The 20,064-nt window shown below is 39.2% G+C and carries 18 protein-coding genes and 1 tRNA gene; 10 read left to right on the top strand and 9 right to left on the bottom strand.

The genetic code is table 11. From position 1 onward, the window contains the following. Positions 1-13: 13 nt before the first annotated feature. A complete protein-coding gene (locus tag ACZ5L8_RS00370) occupies positions 14-2,185 on the bottom strand; it encodes a S9 family peptidase (RefSeq protein ID WP_464438934.1) in 2,172 nt (723 codons plus the stop codon). Positions 2,186-2,377: 192 nt separating this feature from the next. Here ACZ5L8_RS00370 and ACZ5L8_RS00365 point away from each other — a divergent pair, with 192 nt between their 5' ends. Both ACZ5L8_RS00365 and ACZ5L8_RS00360 read left to right on the top strand, forming a co-directional pair. Then, positions 2,378-3,685: a hydroxymethylglutaryl-CoA reductase, degradative gene (locus ACZ5L8_RS00365; protein WP_464438932.1), complete on the top strand. Its 1,308-nt coding sequence runs from the start codon at positions 2,378-2,380 to the stop codon at positions 3,683-3,685. A 2-nt stretch (positions 3,686-3,687) separates the two neighbouring features. After that, positions 3,688-4,602: a GYDIA family GHMP kinase gene (locus tag ACZ5L8_RS00360; RefSeq protein ID WP_464438930.1), complete on the top strand. Its 915-nt coding sequence runs from the start codon at positions 3,688-3,690 to the stop codon at positions 4,600-4,602. Between the two features lie 55 nt (positions 4,603-4,657). On the opposite strand, the gene ACZ5L8_RS00355 is transcribed toward ACZ5L8_RS00360, so the two are convergent. The 7 genes from ACZ5L8_RS00355 to ACZ5L8_RS00325 all read right to left on the bottom strand — a co-directional run bounded on the left by ACZ5L8_RS00355 (position 4,658) and on the right by ACZ5L8_RS00325 (position 12,425). After that, the gene (locus ACZ5L8_RS00355; protein WP_464438929.1) at positions 4,658-6,775 is read right to left on the bottom strand and encodes a peptidylprolyl isomerase; all 2,118 of its coding nucleotides are present in this window, start codon (positions 6,773-6,775) and stop codon (positions 4,658-4,660) included. 180 nt (positions 6,776-6,955) lie between these two features. Continuing rightward, positions 6,956-8,242 carry a hemolysin family protein gene (locus tag ACZ5L8_RS00350; RefSeq protein ID WP_464438927.1) on the bottom strand — a complete coding sequence of 429 codons (1,287 nt, stop codon included), beginning with the start codon at positions 8,240-8,242 and terminating at the stop codon, positions 6,956-6,958. Between the two features lie 3 nt (positions 8,243-8,245). After that, on the bottom strand, positions 8,246-8,440 hold the full coding sequence (locus ACZ5L8_RS00345) for a hypothetical protein (protein ID WP_464438926.1): 195 nt from the start codon (positions 8,438-8,440) through the stop codon (positions 8,246-8,248). Then, complete coding sequence (lptC, locus tag ACZ5L8_RS00340) at positions 8,437-9,039, bottom strand: LPS export ABC transporter periplasmic protein LptC (protein ID WP_464438925.1); 603 nt, start codon at positions 9,037-9,039, stop codon at positions 8,437-8,439. The genes ACZ5L8_RS00345 and lptC overlap by 4 nt, the downstream gene beginning before the upstream one ends. Further along, positions 9,040-10,419 (bottom strand): hypothetical protein, encoded by a 1,380-nt coding sequence (locus tag ACZ5L8_RS00335; protein WP_464438924.1) that lies wholly within the window; start codon positions 10,417-10,419, stop codon positions 9,040-9,042. A gap of 30 nt (positions 10,420-10,449) precedes the next feature. Then, a complete protein-coding gene (locus ACZ5L8_RS00330; protein ID WP_464438923.1) occupies positions 10,450-11,700 on the bottom strand; it encodes a hypothetical protein in 1,251 nt (416 codons plus the stop codon). Beyond that, positions 11,697-12,425 carry a type III pantothenate kinase gene (locus ACZ5L8_RS00325; RefSeq protein ID WP_464438921.1) on the bottom strand — a complete coding sequence of 243 codons (729 nt, stop codon included), beginning with the start codon at positions 12,423-12,425 and terminating at the stop codon, positions 11,697-11,699. The genes ACZ5L8_RS00330 and ACZ5L8_RS00325 overlap by 4 nt, the downstream gene beginning before the upstream one ends. Before the next feature lie 149 nt (positions 12,426-12,574). Here ACZ5L8_RS00325 and ACZ5L8_RS00320 point away from each other — a divergent pair. From ACZ5L8_RS00320 to ACZ5L8_RS00285, 8 genes are all read left to right on the top strand, one after another. Further along, positions 12,575-12,647: transfer RNA gene (locus ACZ5L8_RS00320), tRNA-Phe, on the top strand. 269 nt (positions 12,648-12,916) lie between these two features. Continuing rightward, on the top strand, positions 12,917-13,828 hold the full coding sequence (locus ACZ5L8_RS00315; protein ID WP_464438920.1) for a TolB family protein: 912 nt from the start codon (positions 12,917-12,919) through the stop codon (positions 13,826-13,828). Positions 13,829-13,952: 124 nt separating this feature from the next. Then, entirely contained in the window at positions 13,953-16,268 is a 2,316-nt protein-coding gene (locus ACZ5L8_RS00310) for an FdhF/YdeP family oxidoreductase (RefSeq protein WP_464438918.1), read from the top strand. Further along, on the top strand, positions 16,261-16,830 hold the full coding sequence (gene mobA / locus ACZ5L8_RS00305; protein ID WP_464438917.1) for a molybdenum cofactor guanylyltransferase: 570 nt from the start codon (positions 16,261-16,263) through the stop codon (positions 16,828-16,830). Before ACZ5L8_RS00310 ends, mobA begins: the two co-directional genes overlap by 8 nt. Before the next feature lie 58 nt (positions 16,831-16,888). Beyond that, complete coding sequence (locus tag ACZ5L8_RS00300; RefSeq protein WP_464438915.1) at positions 16,889-17,194, top strand: type II toxin-antitoxin system RelE/ParE family toxin; 306 nt, start codon at positions 16,889-16,891, stop codon at positions 17,192-17,194. Beyond that, positions 17,191-17,475, top strand: coding sequence for an addiction module antidote protein (locus tag ACZ5L8_RS00295; RefSeq protein WP_464438914.1), 285 nt, complete (start codon positions 17,191-17,193; stop codon positions 17,473-17,475). The genes ACZ5L8_RS00300 and ACZ5L8_RS00295 overlap by 4 nt, the downstream gene beginning before the upstream one ends. A gap of 6 nt (positions 17,476-17,481) precedes the next feature. After that, positions 17,482-18,396 (top strand): bifunctional molybdenum cofactor biosynthesis protein MoaC/MoaB, encoded by a 915-nt coding sequence (gene moaCB, locus ACZ5L8_RS00290; RefSeq protein WP_464438913.1) that lies wholly within the window; start codon positions 17,482-17,484, stop codon positions 18,394-18,396. A gap of 18 nt (positions 18,397-18,414) precedes the next feature. After that, on the top strand, positions 18,415-19,245 hold the full coding sequence (locus tag ACZ5L8_RS00285) for a hypothetical protein (protein ID WP_464438912.1): 831 nt from the start codon (positions 18,415-18,417) through the stop codon (positions 19,243-19,245). Here the strand turns inward: ACZ5L8_RS00285 and ACZ5L8_RS00280 are convergent, their stop codons facing one another. Continuing rightward, positions 19,246-20,001 carry a sulfite exporter TauE/SafE family protein gene (locus tag ACZ5L8_RS00280; protein ID WP_464438910.1) on the bottom strand — a complete coding sequence of 252 codons (756 nt, stop codon included), beginning with the start codon at positions 19,999-20,001 and terminating at the stop codon, positions 19,246-19,248. Between the last annotated feature and the right edge of the window lie 63 nt (positions 20,002-20,064).

The raw sequence follows: 20,064 nt of genomic DNA, 5'->3' as shown, positions 1-20,064 counted from the left end.
TGAGTTTTGGTTTTTATAAATTTTCCTTGATGAAGTTTGTCATCTTAGTGTACAAATGAAGTCTTGTGTTTCCACCGTAGATACCGTGATTTTTATCTGGATAGATCGCCCAGTCAAATTGCTTATTTGCCTGAACTAATGCTTCTACTAAGCGCATTGTATTTTGAAAATGCACGTTATCATCTGCGCTACCATGCACTAATAAAAATTTACCTTCTAAACCGTTTACATGACTTAATGGCGAATTGTTATCATAACCGCCAGCATTTTCTTGTGGAGTTGTCATGTAACGCTCTGTGTAGATCGAGTCATAAAATCTCCAACTTGTAACTGGTGCAACTGCGATAGCCATTGCAAAAGTATCTGGTGACTGGAAAAGACAGTTACTACTCATAAAACCTCCGTAGCTCCATCCCCAGATACCTATACGATCTGCATCAATATAAGAACGCTCTCCTAGTAATTTTGCAGCAGCGGTCTGATCTTGCACTTCATATTTACCTAGTTCTAGCTGAGTCACTTTCTTAAAGTCACGGCCTTTAAGACCTGTACCGCGTGGATCTACACAAACAATGATATATCCATCTTGTGCTAACATCTGGAACCAATAATCATTAGAGCCACCCCAACTGTTTGCTACACTCTGAGAACCTGGTCCTGAATACTGAGTCATAAATACAGGATACTCTTTACTTTCGTCAAAATCTGCAGGCTTGATCATCCATGCATTTAATTCTTCTCCTGCGATAGGCAAAGTGAAGAATTCCTTTTCTGAAGTTTTGTACTCAGCAAGTTGATCTTTTAAACCTTGATTGTCTTTTATCTTTCTTACTAGCTTACCATCTTTTGCCGTGTGCAAGGTGAAAACATAAGGAGTTTCTGCACTAGAGTAGCTATTGATGTAATAAGTGAAATCTGCGCTGAAGTCGGCATCATTTGTACCTTCTTCTACAGATAGTTCTTTTTTACTTTTTCCGTTAAGTTTGATAGAATAAACTCCTCTGTTTATTGAACCATTCTCAGAACTCTGATAGATAATTCTTCCAGATTTATCATCGTAACCGTAGTATTGAGTTACTTCCCAATCTCCAGATGTTACTTGATCTTTTAATTTACCATCTTCATCATAGTGATAAATATGATTCCAACCGTCTTTTTCACTTGTCCAGATAAAGCTGTTATCTTCTAAAAATGTGAGGTTAAATGTTACATCTACATACGCATCGTCTGTATCTGTCAGTACGGTTTTCGCTTCAAGCGAATCACCATCTACAAAAACAAGATTAAGCTTATTCTGCTTACGGTTTGTGGTTTGAATACTTAAAACATCTGCATCTTTAGTCCACTCTATTCTTGGGATGTAGTAATTCTCGATTCCTGATAGATCAACTTCTTTCGCAGAAGCGTTATCAAGATCATATACAAAAAGGCTAACCTTTGAATTGTTCTCGCCAGCCTTAGGATATTTAAAAACATCTTCTGAAGGGTAAAGATCTGAACCAAAAACATCCATAGAAAATTCTGGAACTTCTGTTTCATCAAAACGAATGTAAGCGATCTTGTCGCCATCTGCATTCCAATCAAAAGCTCTTACAAATGCAAATTCTTCTTCATAAACCCAGTCTGTGATACCGTTTATGATCTTGTTCTTTTCGCCGTCATTGGTGATCTGAGTTGTTTCACCGGTCATAAGATCTTTCACAAAAATATTGTTATCAAGACCGTAAGCCATTTTTGAAGCATCCGGAGAAAAGGTAGGTTCCTGGATCATCTCGTCAGCAACCTTTGTAAGTTCTTTTGACTTTAAGTCAAAAACATAATACTCTCCTAACGAAGATCTACGGTAAATAGATCTAAGTTTTGTACTCAATAAAATTTTGTCTTCATTAGGGCTAAAGCTATAGCTCAAAAAGTTGCTGATACCGTCAAGGTCTGCGCTGTTAAGCAGCGTTCTCACCTTCTCACCGGTTTTGTAGCTGTACACGTCTATAGAACGTGTGCGTGTATTTCTATCTGTATTGAGCACGCTGTACTCTTTACCATTAGACAGCGAATGCAATCTGTCAAGATATTCCATACGGAAAGTCCCGCCCCAGATTTCTTCTAATGTGATTTTTTTATCTTGTGCTGTAACGCTAAGAGTTGCTGCAAGAAAGGCAACAACAAGAAAAGTCTTTATTTTCATAAAATTTCAACGCTTGTGAAGTGTCCGCCAATTTTACTAAAATTTAACTGAAAAATAGGCGGATTTGCTGTTAAATAGCGTAACATCCTCAATGATAGTGCCATTTTTCAGCATTTTTTATCAGCTTAGGCTTTTCACCGCAAGGAAACCTAAAATAAGTATCTTTACCCCTTGTAATTTTTTACACATACAATGCAAAAAATCGTACAGGGATTCTCAAAATTATCCAAGCAAGAAAAAATAAATTGGCTTACCGCAAACTATCTGGATGATAGCAAAGAAGCCGAAAAAATCCTTACTCAGTATTGGAACGACAATTCGCAATTGCAGCAATTGCATGACGAATTTATTGAGAATACGATCTCTAATTTTTACTTACCGCTAGGCATTGCGCCAAACTTTGTCATTAATGACACACCTTACGCCATCCCAATGGTAATTGAAGAAAGTAGTGTGGTCGCAGCTGCGAGCAAGGCTGCAAAATTCTGGATGGAGCGTGGTGGCTTTAAAGCCAAAGTAATAAGCACAGAAAAAATAGGTCATGTTCACTTTGAGTTTTCTGGAGCTTATGAGAAACTTGAAAGATTTTTTGAAAAAATAAAACCAGTTCTTCTAGCTGATGCATCCTCGTTAACCGAAAAAATGCAAGCGCGCGGCGGCGGAATTCTTGATATTCAGCTTAGAGACAAGACTGATAAACTGCCTAATTATTATCAACTGCATTGCACCTTTGAAACGCTAGATGCAATGGGCGCTAACTTCATAAACTCTTGTTTAGAACAATTTGCAAGCACGCTTGAGAGAGAGTTTAACGCTCATTTTAATGGCGAAGAAACGCTTATGGTGATCATGAGTATTCTTTCAAACTACGTTCCTAATTGTCGCGTGAGAGCAAGCGTTAGTTGCCCTGTTGAAGCACTTAAAGAAGGTACAGATATCGCTCCAGAACTTTTTGCAAAGAAATTTACAGAAGCGGTTAAGATCGCAAAAGTTGAACCTTATCGTGCCGTAACGCACAATAAAGGCGTGATGAATGGCATTGACGCCGTGATTCTCGCTACTGGCAATGACTTTAGAGCCATCGAGGCTGTCGTGCATGCTTATGCCGCAAAAGACGGTCATTACAGCAGCCTTACCGATGCAAAAATAGAAGATGGTGTTTTTCATTTTTGGATCGAGATTCCTTTAGCGCTGGGCACCGTGGGCGGACTTACAAAATTGCATCCGCTGGTTAAAGTGAATATGCAAATGCTAGGCAATCCATCTGCTAAAGAATTGATGCAGATTGTTGCCGTTGCAGGTTTGGCACAGAATTTTGCCGCGGTAAAATCACTCACCACTACCGGAATTCAAAAAGGTCACATGAAAATGCACCTTATGAATATCTTGAATCAACTAGGCGCAACAAATGAGGAAAAAGCCAATGCAGTTGAGCATTTTAAAACAAACAAAGTAAGCTTCAGCAGTGTTGAAAATTTACTTAACACCTTGAGAAATTAAGGATGAAAAAGCATTTTCGCAGCAATGGCAAACTCCTTATAAGCGGTGAATATGTTGTTCTTGATGGCGCAGATGCACTCGCGATCCCAACAAAAAAAGGACAATCACTCACTGTAGAAAACGCAGAAAAAGACACTATTTCTTGGAAGAGTTTTAAAGATTCAGGTGAATTATGGTTGGATTTTGATCTGGCTTTCGCCGAAATAAAAAACTGGGATATTGACCAGAAACCGCAGGATGCGAGAGAGCGCTTGATTCAGATTTTGGCTGCAGCCAAAAAATTAAACCCTCAATTTCTTACCGAAGAAAAAGGGATAAACATTAAAACAAAACTAGAGTTCCCGCAATTCTGGGGGCTAGGTTCTTCTTCTACCTTGATCAATAATATCGCAAGTTGGGCTGAAGTAAATGCCTTCCAGCTTCTTGATCTCACCTTTGGCGGAAGCGGTTATGATATTGCTTGCGCAGGTAATGACAATGCCATTTTCTACACTAAAGTTAATGGCGAGCCAATCGTTAAGGAAACTACTTTCTTTCCATCGTTTGCTGACGAATTATATTTTATTCATCTTAATCAAAAGATGAACAGCCGCGAGGGAATCGCTTATTATCGCCAGCAACCCAAGGAACGTCTAATTACTGCAATTGAGCAAATCTCTGCAATAGGTCGCAAAATGCAAGCCTGCGATACTTTATCAGACTTTGAGAATTTAATCGTAGAGCACGAAATGATAACTTCTACCCTCCTGAATATTCAACCGATCAAAGAACGCCTTTTTAAGGATTATAACGGCGCTATTAAAAGTTTAGGAGCTTGGGGTGGTGATTTCATCCTTGCCACAAGACACGACGCTCTGGAGTATTTTAAAAGACATGGGTATCAAACCATAGTCCCTTTCATGGAAATGAAGAAATAAAAAAAATCCCATCCGCTAAGCGAATGGGATTTTTTATGCTTTAAAGCGTTTTCTATTAATAGAAAGTCGCTCTGTTATCTTCTATCTCTGCAGCGTCTTTAAGCGCAACAACAATGCGGTTGTTTGCTAAAGCTCTATCTGCATTAGATTTTTGTAATGAGAAGCTAGCGTAGCTCTCCATCTCTTGAGCTGCACTTACCTTAGTAACTTTGACTAGATAAACACCTTTATCTCCTTTGATAGGTTGGCTTACAGTTCCTTCTTCAAGACCAAAAACTTTACCCATTACCTTAGGCTCTCTACCAGCACCAGCGATAGTAGGAGTTGCAAGGTTAAGCGCACTTGCAGTTTGCACTGAAGTATTATTTGCGCTAGCTATTGCATTAAGGTCAGAACCAGAGATTTTATCCATGATCATTTTTGCTTTCTTGTCCTTACGCACAAGCGGCGTTACAGAAGCAGCAACATCATCTACAGATTGAGTTCCTTTTTCAACCTTCTCAGTAAGTTGAACTACTAGGAAACCGTTTTCAACTGGGAATCTCTTGATCGTACCTACTTTAGTATCTTCTTCAAAGGCCCAACGGATCAAATCACGCTGCGCACCTTGACCTGGCAAAGTTTCGTCCATCGCACCGATGTTGTTCACAGGACGCACAGTATACGAGCTATCTTTTGCGATAGCACCAAAGTTCTCTTTGTCTTTGTTTACAGCCATCTCAAACTTAGTAGCTTTTGTAAACGTAGCATCAATTGTGTTTTGTGAAGGCTCAATAGCTTTTGCCACAGTTGCAACTTTAACCGCACGCTGAGGGTTCTTTTGATCTTCAATTCTGATCACGTGGTAACCGTAGTTAGATTCCACAACACCTACTTCACCAGTTTTGTTTTCAAAAACAAAATCAGAGAATGGCTTCACATATGTATTCTTTGTAGCGTAACCTAGCTCACCACCTTTTTCACGGCTTCCACCATCTGCAGAATATTCTGGAGCTAGCTCAGCTAATTTGGAAGGATTGCTCTTGATCACACCTGCAAGACTATCAGCAAGTTTTTTGGCGTCAGCCTTAGAACGAGTTTCAGCACCTGCATTAGGAAGACCACTATAAACTAGCAAAATGTGAGAAGCTTTAACGCTATCTGGCAATTGCTTTACAGAAACCATTTTTGATAGCTTCCAGTAACCATTATCCTTATAAGGACCATAAACATCACCTTCGTTCATCGCATACAAACTATCTCTAGTAGCTGCAGGTAATTCATCTTTAAAGAAATAACGATCTACATAATTGATATCACTATTTTCAGCTACAAAAGCTGGGATGTCTTTCGCTTCTGCGAAAGAAGGTAGCGTATCTTGAAATCTCTCATCTACTCTCTCTGATAGCAATGACTCAACTTGAGCTTTGATCTCGTTCTCGTCATTTTGAGTAGGAGTTTCTTCAAACTGAACAAAACGAAGACTACGCTTAGCATCAGTTTTAAAATCTTCTTTATGCTCGTTGATGTATTTTTTGATATCTTCTTTAGACACATTTACATCTTCGTCGCTAATGCTAGTATAAGGAATTTGAACATACTCTATATCACGAGTGTTGTTCTCATAACCATAAGCCATTTCTCCTTCTTGATACGTAGAGTTAAGACCAGCTTTTATCAAGTTAAAGTAAATGTTTTGCATCTCATTTTTAGCAAGAGTATTCTCATAATCTACCCAGCTATTGTAAGCAGATTGATCTGGATTACTTCTAATAGACGCGATATACTCATTAACCTTTGCCTGGCTGTAGTTACCATCTGCGTCCTGAAAGTTAGGATTATCCTGAAGAGCATCTTGAATGATAGAACCTACACGGTCACCTTCTATAGTGATCCCAAGTTCATCATACTGATCTTCAAGTACGATTCTGCGCACTTCCTGCTCCCACACTTGATTTACAGCCTGCGTAGTTGTAAAACCACGACCATAGCGATTTCTTGCTACCTCAACCTTTTCAGCAAACTCTTGCTGAGAAAGATCATCATCATTTACCGTACCTACGATACGCTGAGATTTACCCGTTGATAAACCACCATTTTTGATCACATCTGTCAATACAAAGGCAAAAAGTGCCAATGCGATGATCGCGATCAGAAAAATAGAACGTTGTCTAATCTTACTTAAAATTGCCATCTTACTTCTTAAAAATAATTATATTAAAACGCCACAAAGGCTGTTTTTAAAGGCTCAAGGCCAAAACTACTATGACCCTCTAAAATAAATCCTAAAATTTAGAATTGGAGGGCGAAAATACCATTTTAAAGCGAAAAACAAAATCTGAAAAAGCCAAAAAACCAGGAAAGTGCAAAATAGCTAGTCTTCTTTTGTGACACGCACCTGCACAAGGTCGATCTTAGTATTTGAAACCTGTAGAATATGAAACTGAAAACCTTCAATTTCTACCATATCATTTTCCTGCGGAATTCCCTCTGTATGATTCACGATGAGTCCGCCTAGGGTTTCAAAATTCTCGCTCTCTGGAAGATCAAGTTTATAATTCTCATTGATATAATCTACCTCAAGTCTCGCCGAAAATTTAAAAGTACCTTCTCCTAGATCTTCTTCAATAAGCTCAATGCTATCGTGCTCATCCTCAATTTCACCAAAAAGCTCTTCAACAATATCCTCTACCGTCATCATACCGCTTGTTCCACCGTATTCGTCTATGACGACAGCGATACTTTTACGTTTTTTAATAAGAATATTTAAAACGTCTTTCACCAGCATAGTCTCAGGCACAAAGATCACAGGCATTAGCACCTCTGTTATGTCTTTTGGTTTTTTAAATAACTCAAAAGAATGCACATAACCTATAATATCATCAATAGACTCCTGAAAGATCAAGATCTTAGAAAGACCGGTATCTGTAAAAAGTTTGCTTATTTCAGCGGGTTTTGATTCCTTATCAACAGCGATCATCTCCGTACGCGGTATCATCACCTCTCGTGATTTCACTTCTGAAAATTCTAATGCATTTTGAAAGATCTGTATCTCGGTGTCGAGCTCATCATGTGTCTCCACAGCTTCCATCTGCTCAGAAATATAATTACCAAGTTCTACTTTACTAAAAGCTAGTTGCACTTCATCTCCTTCGGTTTTAAAGAAGCGTTTTAAAACTTTGTCTGAGATCCAAATGATAAAATTTGATATAAAACCAAAGATCACATAAAAGAAATACGCCGGGATCGCAAAAAATTTAAGTAGCGTATTTGCATAGATCTGGAAGAACACCTTGGGAAGAAATTCTGCGGTAAGCAAAATAACTAGTGTAGAAATTATGGTTTGAGTAAGCAAACCAAATTCTTCAAAAAGCGTATTGATCCATTCATATTGAAACTGAGTTCCTTCAACCCATCCTTGCAGAATATCACCCATAAAATAACCATATACTACGAGAGCAAGGTTATTACCCACGAGCATGGTTGCAATAAATCTGGAGGGTTTTCGCGTAAGCAAAGTAAGCACCTTTGCGAGAAGGTCTCCTTGCTTTTTTTCTATCTCAATATGGATCTTGTTTGAGGAAACATAAGCGATCTCCATCCCAGAGAAGAATGCAGAAAGAATAAGAGATATTACAATTATTATGATCTCGGTTTCCACAAATTAGGGATTATTCTGTTGTTCATACTTTTTTCTAAAATGCCTTTTAAAAAAGAACATCCCCAGAGCAAGCGCAACAAAAAACAGAGATAAGTAAGCTCTGCTAGGTTCAGAATTCCAAATTCTGATCGCTTCGCCCACAAAAAGAAGAGCGAATAATAAATATGCGTATTCTATAAATTTTACAAACTTTTTCATTGTATACTGTCTTGTGTTTGCTCAGCTTTTTGCTCAGCTTTTTGCTCAACATACATCCTACTCTGATTATTTAAAGATAGAAAATTTTTAAAGTCTTCACTGCTTTCAAAACCTACACCTTTGTTGAATGAATCATCTTCAGGAAAGTTTACTGTGTATGGTTCGTTCGTGAAAATCCATTTGTTCTTTTGATCCCAGAAGAGCTTGTCTGTCGTGAGCTTTGTAGAATCACTCATGATAACGACTACATTTTTTCTAAGATCGATTAGCCCTGTGGTTTTGTAGTGCTTTGCATAATCTGCTGTAACAAAATTCTCCTTACCATCTGAATCTACAAAAGTCACATCTACACCATCAGGAAATTCTTGATATGGGTAATCTTCTAAACCAAAATCTTCCATGAAAGGCGTTACTAATGTAGCGACCACTTTACCAGAATCTGTATAGCGCAAAACGATGCCTTCACCTTCAGATGAAGGACCATCAGCTTTTTTATTAAAGCGCTGAAGATCGCCTGAAGCATCCTTACACCCTAAAAACAAGGTCACGGCTATTGCCGTGACCCAGTATAAAACTATATGTTTATTCTTTGTTCTCAATTATAGATTAGGCACCATTACGCTACCACCTATCCAACATTTGAACGTTACTTTCTTACCTGCCATGTTCTCGCTAAAGATCATTGACTTGTCTGGAGCATAACCTCTGTAGCTAGCTGCAGTTTGGTTTGCAGTACTAGAAAGAGAAGGATCAATTTGACCAGCTCTCGCCGCAGTCTCGGCAGCTTTCCAATACACAGCACGTTTTTCAAAAACAGTAGTACCACAGTTGTTTGCACTATCAGCATACATTTTTGCGATTTGTAAGTAAACTGCTCCAAAAGATGGTTGAGCTTTCACAGCATCAAGATAGAATTTTCTTGCATTGCTATAGCTTCCTTTATCTTGATAACTTTTACCTATACTATAAAGTACTCTAGCCTTCTTGGTAGGATCTGTTTGACGCTCTGCCGACTCTAGGTAATATTCAAGAGCTTTTGACTTATCACCCTTTTGCTCAGCAAGCTGACCTAAGTAATAAGAAGTTTCAGGTGAAGGCTCAAGTGTATTAAGTTGCTCAACCAACTTCACAAAAAGTTCGCTGCCTTTACAATCTTTTGCAACTAGACGGCCTGCAGCTCCCTTAACCCAAGCTACATCTTCTTTCTTCTCTTCGTATGATTTCTCATAGAAAGGAACTAAACGATCACAGTCAGCAAGATCACCAAGTGCCTTGTTCATACCTGCAACGATCTTAGAATAGTTCTCTAAGTTAGCAGATGCGATCTTTTTTAGTTTAGCTTCGTCAGAAGTAAGTTTTGTTCCGTTTTCTTCTTTTTCAAGAATTGGATCAAGACGCTTTGCATAATTGTTCTGCTCATCAGTTACTTTACCAGTTAATGCATCATATAGATCAAAAACTTCCTGAAGATCAATATTTCCAGATTCCTGCAACTGAACAGCCTCTACAAAATACACATATAGTGCTTTTGCATTGGTAAATGTTTCAGCATCGGCCTCCCATGCTTTTTTGAATTGGTCATACTGCTCTTGAGTCGTACCAATTTTATTCTCATACATTACAAGACCAAGCTCTGCAAGATCATCCCCTGTTTTAGTTTTAGAAGGATAGTTTGCTTTCTTCTCCTCGTACATTTTTGCAAGATCGTCCACAAATGCTTTTTTCTCAGCAGCCGGAGCGTTCTCGATTTTATGTTTTAGTACTCTTTCTCCATACTGAAATAACGCATAAGAAACCTTTGGGCAATCTTTACGCAATTGCATGAATGGCTCGTAAGCTGCATCATAGTTTTTCACTTTAGCATGCTCAGAGAAAATAGACATTTTAGTAACACACTCTTGCGAAGCCTGTGCATTCAGGACAGTCACTCCTGCAAAAAGCGCAACGATCAATAGTGTTAATTTAGCTTTCATCATCATTTTATGGGTTTATAGGCAATATTAGCAATTTTAATTAAATTTAAATGGTTCAAACCATTTCGCGTTAAGCGAAAGACTAAGTCCTACCCTAAAAAAGTTTTCTTCAATAAGATTAGACTCTGTCGTACCGCGCTTTCCATATTCAAACATCAAGTTTGCATTACTGAAAGTTCTTGGTAGTGGTAAACCTAATCCAAAAGATATGCCAAACTCTGAAATACCTGTATTATTAACCATCAAACCGGTATCTTCATATCTAAATCCCGCTCTATAGGTCACTCTTTCCCAATAACTTGAAATAGAATTGAATTTTGGCACAAAATAACCGCCTGCTCTATATGACAATGATTCTTGGTAGCTTACATTTTCATCAGAATACACAAATTCTGATGAATTTTTAGCATCCTGATACCCATAAGCACCACCTAAAAACCATTTATTTTTCTTCCCAAAACCTAAACTCACGTCGTAAGCCATAGGCAAAGTAAAGTCACTTTCTGGCAATTGAACATCAATATGCTCATCTACCGAAAGCACTGAATTATCTGTTCTTGAAACCACAACAGTCTCAAGATCTCTTTCATTTTCTGAATTTAAAGTAGCTGCTGGAGTATAGCTTGCGCTTCCATAAAGCAAAAGATTATTACCTATATTCTGCTCAAGCTGAAATCCTAGATCGTATGAAAAACCCATCAAGTCTGAACGGTTGATCTCTCTCACACCATAAGTCACCGCATTATCATCGCGCACAGCTTCTTGTCTCACATTCCCGAAGTTATAGTTTGCAGAAGCTCCAATTCTAACACCTTTAAAGATCTCATACCCTGCAGACAAAAATGCTCTATTCAATCCACCTCTACCAGTAAACATGGTGTAAGCGTCGTCAGTCTCATTTGCTACTTTATAATCTGTAGATGTATAAGGCACAAGACCAAAACCAGCACCAACTTTATCAGATAGCGGAAAACCTAATGCTAAATAATCAAATGTTGTTGAAGCTGCATCCCCATTATCTGTAGAACTTTTAAGAGATGCTTCTTTATGGCTTACCGCCAAAGCAAAGTTTGTAAGCTTCAAAGCGCCATAACCAGCTGGGTTATTAAGATTAAGGTGAATACTATCTCCCAATGTACTTAAACCACCCATTGACTGATTTTCAATAGTTCCTTTAAAACTTTGAAGACCTATGCCATAATATGAATACGGAGAAGAGTTTCCTTCTTGTGCTAAACCTACGGCTGCCACAAAGAAAACCAGCACCGTTACAATTTTTTTTATCATTGATGTGTATTGAATAATAATATGTAATTCAATCCTTGCAGGAGAAAATTTGAGTCCGCAAAGATGTCATTTTTTAGGGAGTTGGACAAAAATTGAACATCCCCACCTGTTAAAACTATTTTCAGCCTTTCATAATTGCTCTTATACCAGTCCATTTGCGCATCTATCTCTGCAATAAGACCAGTAAAAACTCCGGCGTGCATCGCTTGTTGCGTATTTGCACCATAGGGTTTTTCGCTCTTAGTGAAAGACAATAAAGGCAGCGCATGCGTAAACTCGTGCATCGCTTTGTAACGCATACTCACTCCCGGCGCGATCGCTCCACCCAGATATTCATTTTGCTTATTTAAAAAATCATACGTTATACACGTGCCTGCATCGATCACAAGAACGTTACTTCCAGCAAATTTATGCGCCGCGCCAGCCATTAAAGCTATCCTGTCAACGCCTAGGGTTTGCGGAGTTTCGTATAAATTTTTAAAAGGAACAGGAGTTTTCTGATCCAGAACGCTAACTGAAAGACCTCTATCTTTTATCGATGTGGCAATTTTTTCAGAATTTCCTGTGGCACAAATTATGGTTTGTCTGATATTGTGCGTTTTAAGAATAAGATCTAACGCTTCATCAAATTCATTTGCATGCACCGGACGCTGCAAGATCATCTCCTCACCGTCAAAAACGCCAAGTTTTACTTGAGTATTGCCTATGTCAACAGCTAGATTCATCAGGTTTTTTAAAATGGATGGCAAAAATACAAATTGATAAGCGTGTAGAATCAACGATTTAGAAAAAAGGATTAAAAATAAATTGAACATTTTTCAATTTGTGTTGTGCAGTTTGAAATAAGCTTTTATATTTGCAGCCGCTTTAGCGAGGTACCTTAGCTCAGTTGGTAGAGCAACGGACTGAAAATCCGTGTGTCCCTGGTTCGATTCCTGGAGGTACCACTTTAAAAACCCGAGATTTTTTCTCGGGTTTTTTGTTTTTAAACCACTCACAATTAACCTGTTTTGGCTTTCGCCAAAAGTTCTCAAGTCATCCTCTTATCGGTCTGAGATTTTATAAACAGCCAACTTTACTTCACCCAAAGCAGCGTTTCAGCAGCAATACATCATTTTATAATCTTGCCATTTCTGAGCTTTTTTCAGTTCCAAACCTCATTTGCTCCTGAAAATTTATTCCTGTATCTTCATAAAATCACTAGTCGATATCTTTCATGAAGCGCTTAAAATTTTTATTTCTTCTAATTTCCATTCCCGTTTTTGCTCAAGTTCCAGAAGGTAAAACGGTAATTAGTTCATTACATATTTATGATCTGGAGTCTAAAACCTCAACAAAAATCCTAGAAGAAGAACGACACTTTGAAGCGCCAAACTGGTCTCCAGACGGAAAATTTCTTTTGATTAACAGCAATGGCGAGTTAGAGAAAATTTCGCCGCAAGGCAAAAAACTAGGAAAATTCAACACAGGAAAATTGAACAAAGCCAATAACGATCACGGCTTCTCCTTTGATGGCAGAACACTCTTTATCTCAAGCGGCACAGCAGAGAACGGCGGCTCGTATATTTTTAAAGTTCCGGGCAATGGCGGTAAGCCGCAATTGATCACACCAGCTTCTCCATCTTATTGGCACGGTGTCTCACCAGACGGTAAATTCATTGTGTATTGCGCTCCCCGAAATGAAAATTATGACGTTTACAAAATGAGCGTGAACGGCGGTGAAGAAATACGCTTAACCACCGCAGAAGGTCTGGATGATGGGCCAGAATATTCGCCAGACGGTAAGTTTATTTACTTCAATTCTTACCGCAGCGGGATGATGCAAATTTGGCGAATGAAATCAGACGGCACGGCAAAAGAGCAAATGACTTTTGACGCGCATTCTAACTGGTTTGCACACATAAATCCTAACAATAAAGTTGCCGTAATCATCACATATATTGAAGATCAGGAGCAGCAACATCCCTTTGGCAGGCAAGTAAAACTGCGCCTTCTAGACCTTCAAACTAAGAAAATCACTGATCTCACAGAAGAGTTTTTTGGTGGTCAAGGGACGATCAATGTACCTTCTTGGAATCCTGACGGCACAAAATTCTCTTACGTCACCTACGAACTTCAAGATCAGTAAAAACGCTTTATTTATCTGGCTTTCGACAAAAATCTTACTCCAAGTTTAACACCCTTTTAGCGGCAGCATTTTCGCCGTAAGGCATCAAAACCGTAATTTAACATCATTGAATTTTTGTTAGATTATGAGCACTCCCTTTAAACGCAACGTTTCGCGCACCGGTAAAATTGAATTTAATCCAGACATGCGCATTGATAAACCCGTGCGCACCGCCGCCGGATTTAAAGCGATCAACCAGACGTTGCAACATACTTTTAAAGAAATGGGCGTTTTTAGATCTACAAAAGCGCTTTTTAAAATGAATCAGGAAGATGGTTTTCGCTGCCCTAGTTGTGCGTGGCCGGTTCCCGAAAATCCTTCAAAAATTGCCGAATACTGTGAGAATGGTGCAAAAGCGCTGGCCGATGAAGCGACTACAAAACATATAGATGGCGAGTTTTTCAGCAAACATTCGGTGGAGGAATTGTCGCAGCTTTCTGATTTTGAATTGAACAAATTCGGGAGGATCACAGAGCCACTGGTGTTGCGCGAGGGAAAATTGCACTATGAAAAAATAGCATGGGAGGAGGCATTTTCGCTTATAGCGAAAAACTTAAAAGCAATGTCTAGCCCAGACGAAGCCACGTTTTATACTTCAGGAAGATCAAGCAACGAGGCCGCATTTTTATACGGTATGTTTGCGCGAGCGGTGGGCACAAACAACATGCCCGACTGTTCAAACATGTGTCACGAATCTAGCGGAACGGCGCTCTCTGAAACCTTAGGAATAGGAAAAGGATCTGCAAAAATGGAAGATCTTTATGAAGCCGAAGTCGTGATCGTCGCAGGGCAAAACCCCGGAACGAATCATCCTCGCATGCTTACCGCACTTGAAAAATGCAAGAGAAATGGCGGGACAATTATAAGCATCAATCCGCTTGCAGAAACCGGACTTATTAATTTTAAGAATCCACAAAAAGTGGGCGACATGCTGGGCAGTGGCACAAATATCGCCGACATCCATTTACCTGTAAAGGTGAATGAAGACATCGCCTTGATGAAACTCATTTTAAAGAAACTGGCGCTGCTTGATGAAGGTTCGGGTAAAGTTTTTGATCATGAGTTTATTGCTAAATACACCCACGGTTATGATGAATTTATCGCTGACTTGGAAAATTACAGTAGCGAGGATCTACTGAGCAGGACAGGAGTTTCTGAGTCTGACATTAATAAAGTTGTCGCTTTACTTTCAAAGAAATCTAAGATCGTTGTATGCTGGGCCATGGGACTCACGCAACATAAAAATGGCGTAGAAACCATTCAAGAATATGTAAATCTAATTTTGCTTAAAGGTGCGATAGGCAAACCATTTACGGGAACTTTCCCAGTGCGCGGCCATAGCAACGTGCAAGGCGATCGCACGGTGGGAATCATGCATTTTGTAAAAGAAGATTTTAACGCGCGTATCAAAGAACATTTGGGCTTTGACCCACCTACAAAACCCGGTTATGATGTGATGGAAGCTATCCCAGCGATGCATCAAGGAAAAACTAAAGTCTTTATGTGCCTAGGAGGAAATTTTGTGATGGCTGCCGCCGATACAGAATATACCGCCGAAGCCATAGAGAATTGTGATCTCACCGTCCAGATCAGCACAAAATTAAATCGTGGACATCTTATTACTGGAAAAACAGCATTGATCCTGCCTACGTTTGGCCGCTCTGAAAAAGACAATCAAAACGGGAAATTGCAATATCTTACCATGGAGAGCAGCACGGGAAAAGTGCGTCAAAGTCACGGACTTTTAAAACCTGCTTCTGGCAAGATCAAAAGCGAACCCGATATTATCGGCATGATGGCAGATGCTTATTTTAATGGTTCTCATCCGGTGCCTTGGAAAATTCTAGCGCATGATTATGACCTCATTCGCGATTATATAGACAAGACGGTAAAGGGCTTTGAAAACACAAATGAACGCTCTAAAGGTTTTGGCTATTATTTACCCAATAGCGCTCGCGAGTTAGACTTTAGCATGTTGCCGCACGGCAAAGCGCAGTTCACGGTTACCAAACCGGCTGAACACAATCTTAAGCCAGACGAATTCTTGCTGTTCACATTCCGGTCGCATGATCAATTTAACACCACGATCTATGGTCTTGACGATCGTTATCGCGGGATTTACAATGAACGCCGCGTGATATTTATGAATGAAAAAGACATGCATGATCACGATTTACAAAAATTAGATACAGTAGATCTTTTTAGCAATTATGACGGCAAGATCCGCACGGCAAAAAAGTTTCTTGTGATTCCGTATGAGCTGCCCCAGGGGAATATTGGCGCGTATTTTCCTGAGACAAATTCGCTCATTCCATACAATCATATCGACCCAAAAAGTCATCAACCTATGAGCAAAAGCACAAAGATCACATTGCAAAAAGTCCTCACCACGGTTGAATAAAGAACAACTCACAGGCATCATTCTCGCGGGTGGCGAAAGTTCGCGTATGCAGGAGGACAAGGCGTTGATGCAATTCAACGGAAAGACTTTTACTAAACTTGTAGCCAATGCGATGAATCCGCTTGTCAGCGGAATGCTTCTGTTGAGCAACAATCCTGCGCATAAGATTTTGGGCTTGACCCAAATCTCAGATGCATTTGAAGATGCAGGACCGTTAGCAGGAATTTATTCTGGCTTACGCCAAAGCAAAACCGACCTAAACCTTGTTCTGAGTTGCGATGTCCCGCTGATTAAAACTCATATTTTGCAATCGCTTTTACAACATGCAAATAAATTTGATGTGGTTCAACTTTCTGCCGAAAATAGAGCTATGCCACTAATCGCATTGTATAACAAGTCTTGCCTTCCTCATTTTGAAAAATGCTTGAAAAACGGCGAATACAAGCTGCAGTTGGCACTGGCAGATTTGAATGTAAAAACCGTTTTGCTCCCTCCCGAAGATGCTATATTTGTATCAAACGTGAACACGCCCGCAGATTTTGAGCGTATTCAAAAACTGTAAAATAGTTTAAAAATTAAATATTTACTTCATAAATTTGTATCCAAGTAGATACACTTAAATGTTCTTCATTGAGAAAACAACAGAATTTGATAAGTGGCTCAAAAAGTTGAAAGACTTAAGAGCTAAAGCAAAAATTTTGTTTAGAATTCAGAAACTAGAAAGTGATGAGCATTTTGGTGATTGTAAAAATGTAGAAAAGGGGATTCTTGAGCTTCGTATAAATTTCGCAAAAGGATATCGAGTTTATTTCACAGAAAAAGACGGTAAAGTAATCTTATTACTTCTAGGTGGCGATAAATCTTCACAGCAGCGAGACATCAAAAAAGCACAAGAGATTTGGAACAAATTAAAAGACAAAAAATGAGCACTTCAAAATTTGACATAGCAGATTACCTCGACAGCAAAGAAATGATCGCTGAATATCTAAATACAGTTCTTGAAGACGGCGACAGCAAAGATATTATCAACGCGATAGGTCATGTTGCAAAAGCCATTGGCATGACCAAAATTTCTGAAGAAACAGGCCTTAGCAGACCAAGTTTGTACAAAGCTTTATCCGACGGTGCAAAACCACAGTTTGCTACAATAATGAAAGTTCTTAAGGCTATAGGCGGCCAAATTCAGGTTAATCCTGTAACACATTAAAATAAAATGGTAGACATCACCCACAAGATAAATACACTGCGCATCGCGACGGCACAAGCCATCGTAAAAGTGAGCAAACCCGAAACGATTGAAGCGATTAAAAACGGTACGGTGCCCAAGGGTGACGTGTTTGCGATGAGTAAGGCTGCCGGATTGCTGGGCGTTAAAAAAACCCCTGAACTCCTCCCCGATTGTCACCCCATGCCCATTGAATTTACCAGCGTCGAATATGAAATCAACGGGCAGGAAATCACGATTCTTGTCACGGTAAAAACCATTTACAAAACCGGTGTGGAGGTCGAGGCCATGCACGGCGCCAGCATCGTTGCGCTCAACATGTACGATATGCTAAAACCCATAGACAAAGGCGTGGAAATTCATCAGGTGAAGTTGGTGAGTAAAAAAGGCGGCAAGAGCGATTATACTGATAAATTCAGGAAGGATTTACAAGCAGCCGTGATTGTGTGTAGTGATTCTATCGCTCAAGGCGAAAAGGAAGACCGTGCAGGAAAGGCGATTATCGCAAAACTTGAACAGTGCAATGTTTCGATTTTAGAGTACACAATTATTCCTGACGAACAAGAAGAAATCGTGGCAAAGACCAAAGCCAATCAAGAAAATGGAGCCGACCTGATTATTTTCACAGGAGGCACCGGACTTTCTCCTCGCGATGTCACTCCGGAAGCTCTGTCACCCATTCTTGACCGTCGCATTCCCGGGATTGAGGAAGCCATACGAAGTTATGGTCAAGAAAGAATGCCGTATGCCATGCTTTCGCGCAGCGTCGCCGGAACGTATAAAAATAGTTTGGTTTTAGCCCTACCAGGTTCAACAAACGGCGCAAAAGAATCTATGGATGCTGTTTTTCCTTTTGTGCTGCACTTGTTTAGGATTTTTAAAGGGGAAAGGCATGACAACTAGTTTAATAAAAAGCTCATAATGAAAATAGAAAAATACAACCAACGTTTACTTGCCGTTCTAGGAACAGTAGGGGTTATATTCCTAATAGTTGCATTATTTGCTTTTATCACAGTTACAATTCTTGAGCACCGCAGATTTGATAATTATGATGATGACGGTATTCTATCTGATGAGAAAATCGAAGAGTTGCAGAAAGAAAACAAAAGAGAACAGGTAATTTCTTACGAAGCACCTAGACTGGTTGACACACTAAATTCTATATATATTATTCCAGTATCTCATAAAACCTTAGATGAAAAGGAAGATATTGATGATGTGGAAGGAGTACTCAATTTAAAATCGAGAGCTTCGTCTTCAAGAGGCTACAAATCAGACTCAAGATATTCATCTCGTCATTATGGCGAATTCAATAATCTAATAGTTTATAATCCAACAAATAAGTCAACACAACAGCTTTTTGACAAAAGAATCAACTTCAATCAAATCGATGTAGAATACTTTGCAGATGATATTTTGCTTTTGATGCAGGTTGCTGAAAGTGATACACATCGAGACGGAGTTATCAATTTATCAGATTTTAAAAATCTATACATTTACTCACTGAAGGAGAAGAAAATGAACAAAATATCTATTGAAGGAATGGATATGTTCAAATACAGATTTTTAAATGATTCAAAAGACCTAATTGTGCTATTTGGAATTGACAAAAATGATGATGGCCAGTATGAGAATAATATCGAGCCAACAGTCATTAAAATGTACGAATATGATAATAGAAAACTTGTGGATATTATTAGCGATGAGATGAATGATAAACTTCAAAAAAGACTTGAAGGAACTATTGAATAATCAAATCTTTATCCCAAACCCATTCAACAATACCAGTCGCAATCCTACATAAAACACTAAAACAGCTGTCAGGATTCCCAGGAATTTAAGATTGAATTTTTTATTTGAGAGGTAAGAACCCAGGCTTCCGCCGAGAACTACCGCGATTACCAGTTTTACTAGCAACGCCGCATCAACACGAAATGTTCCAGCGACATTAAGACCTATCAAGCCGGCGATTGAATTCACTAAAATAAAGAAAGATGCCAGCGCAGCCACGGTTCTGGGATTTGCCCATTTTAATAAGTTAAGCACGGGTGACAAGAAGATTCCACCGCCAATACCCGAAACTCCCGAAAGCAACCCTATAAAACCACCAAGACCTATTTTTCGCGGAAGCGAAAACTCGCGCTCATCTAATTGTTTTTGTACGTATTTAAGCAGTAAGAATACACCTGCCAAAATCAAAGCGCCACCTAAAATGAGGAAGAAAACTTTTTGCGAAAGCTTGACCTGCGCGCCTAAATATGCCAGCGGAATGCTGAGCACAAAAAATGGCCAGAATTTCTTAAAATCGAATACTTTGTTCTTCATAAAAACAAAAGTCCCGATGCTTACCACAAAAATATTTAGCACCAATGCCGTGGAGCGTATTTCGTAAAAATCAGTAAAAAACAGGCTTAAAATCGCGAGGTAACTCGACCCGCCACCGAAGCCGACAGAGCTGTAAAACAGGGCGATTAAAAAGAAAATGATGGGTAAATATTCTACGGGCATATTTTTATTTTGACATCATACTGAAACTGTTTTATGGTCGCATGAGATGCTGAATCAAGTTCA

The organism is Leeuwenhoekiella obamensis (assembly GCF_055391795.1).
The sequence above is the reverse complement of the archived record's forward strand: the minus strand, read 5'-3'. Positions and strand labels throughout refer to the sequence as shown.

Bases quoted from the DNA above. Each gene is read 5' to 3' on its own strand.
- ACZ5L8_RS00370 (WP_464438934.1), bottom strand. From the start codon at position 2,185: ATGAAAATAAAGACTTTTCTTGTTGTTGCCTTTCTTGCAGCAACTCTT.
- ACZ5L8_RS00365 (WP_464438932.1), top strand. From the start codon at position 2,378: ATGCAAAAAATCGTACAGGGATTCTCAAAATTATCCAAGCAAGAAAAA.
- ACZ5L8_RS00360 (WP_464438930.1), top strand. From the start codon at position 3,688: ATGAAAAAGCATTTTCGCAGCAATGGCAAACTCCTTATAAGCGGTGAA.
- ACZ5L8_RS00355 (WP_464438929.1), bottom strand. From the start codon at position 6,775: ATGGCAATTTTAAGTAAGATTAGACAACGTTCTATTTTTCTGATCGCG.
- ACZ5L8_RS00345 (WP_464438926.1), bottom strand. From the start codon at position 8,440: ATGAAAAAGTTTGTAAAATTTATAGAATACGCATATTTATTATTCGCT.
- ACZ5L8_RS00335 (WP_464438924.1), bottom strand. From the start codon at position 10,419: ATGATGATGAAAGCTAAATTAACACTATTGATCGTTGCGCTTTTTGCA.
- ACZ5L8_RS00330 (WP_464438923.1), bottom strand. From the start codon at position 11,700: ATGATAAAAAAAATTGTAACGGTGCTGGTTTTCTTTGTGGCAGCCGTA.
- ACZ5L8_RS00325 (WP_464438921.1), bottom strand. From the start codon at position 12,425: ATGAATCTAGCTGTTGACATAGGCAATACTCAAGTAAAACTTGGCGTT.
- ACZ5L8_RS00315 (WP_464438920.1), top strand. From the start codon at position 12,917: ATGAAGCGCTTAAAATTTTTATTTCTTCTAATTTCCATTCCCGTTTTT.
- ACZ5L8_RS00310 (WP_464438918.1), top strand. From the start codon at position 13,953: ATGAGCACTCCCTTTAAACGCAACGTTTCGCGCACCGGTAAAATTGAA.
- ACZ5L8_RS00300 (WP_464438915.1), top strand. From the start codon at position 16,889: ATGTTCTTCATTGAGAAAACAACAGAATTTGATAAGTGGCTCAAAAAG.
- ACZ5L8_RS00295 (WP_464438914.1), top strand. From the start codon at position 17,191: ATGAGCACTTCAAAATTTGACATAGCAGATTACCTCGACAGCAAAGAA.
- moaCB (WP_464438913.1), top strand. From the start codon at position 17,482: ATGGTAGACATCACCCACAAGATAAATACACTGCGCATCGCGACGGCA.
- ACZ5L8_RS00285 (WP_464438912.1), top strand. From the start codon at position 18,415: ATGAAAATAGAAAAATACAACCAACGTTTACTTGCCGTTCTAGGAACA.
- ACZ5L8_RS00280 (WP_464438910.1), bottom strand. From the start codon at position 20,001: ATGCCCGTAGAATATTTACCCATCATTTTCTTTTTAATCGCCCTGTTT.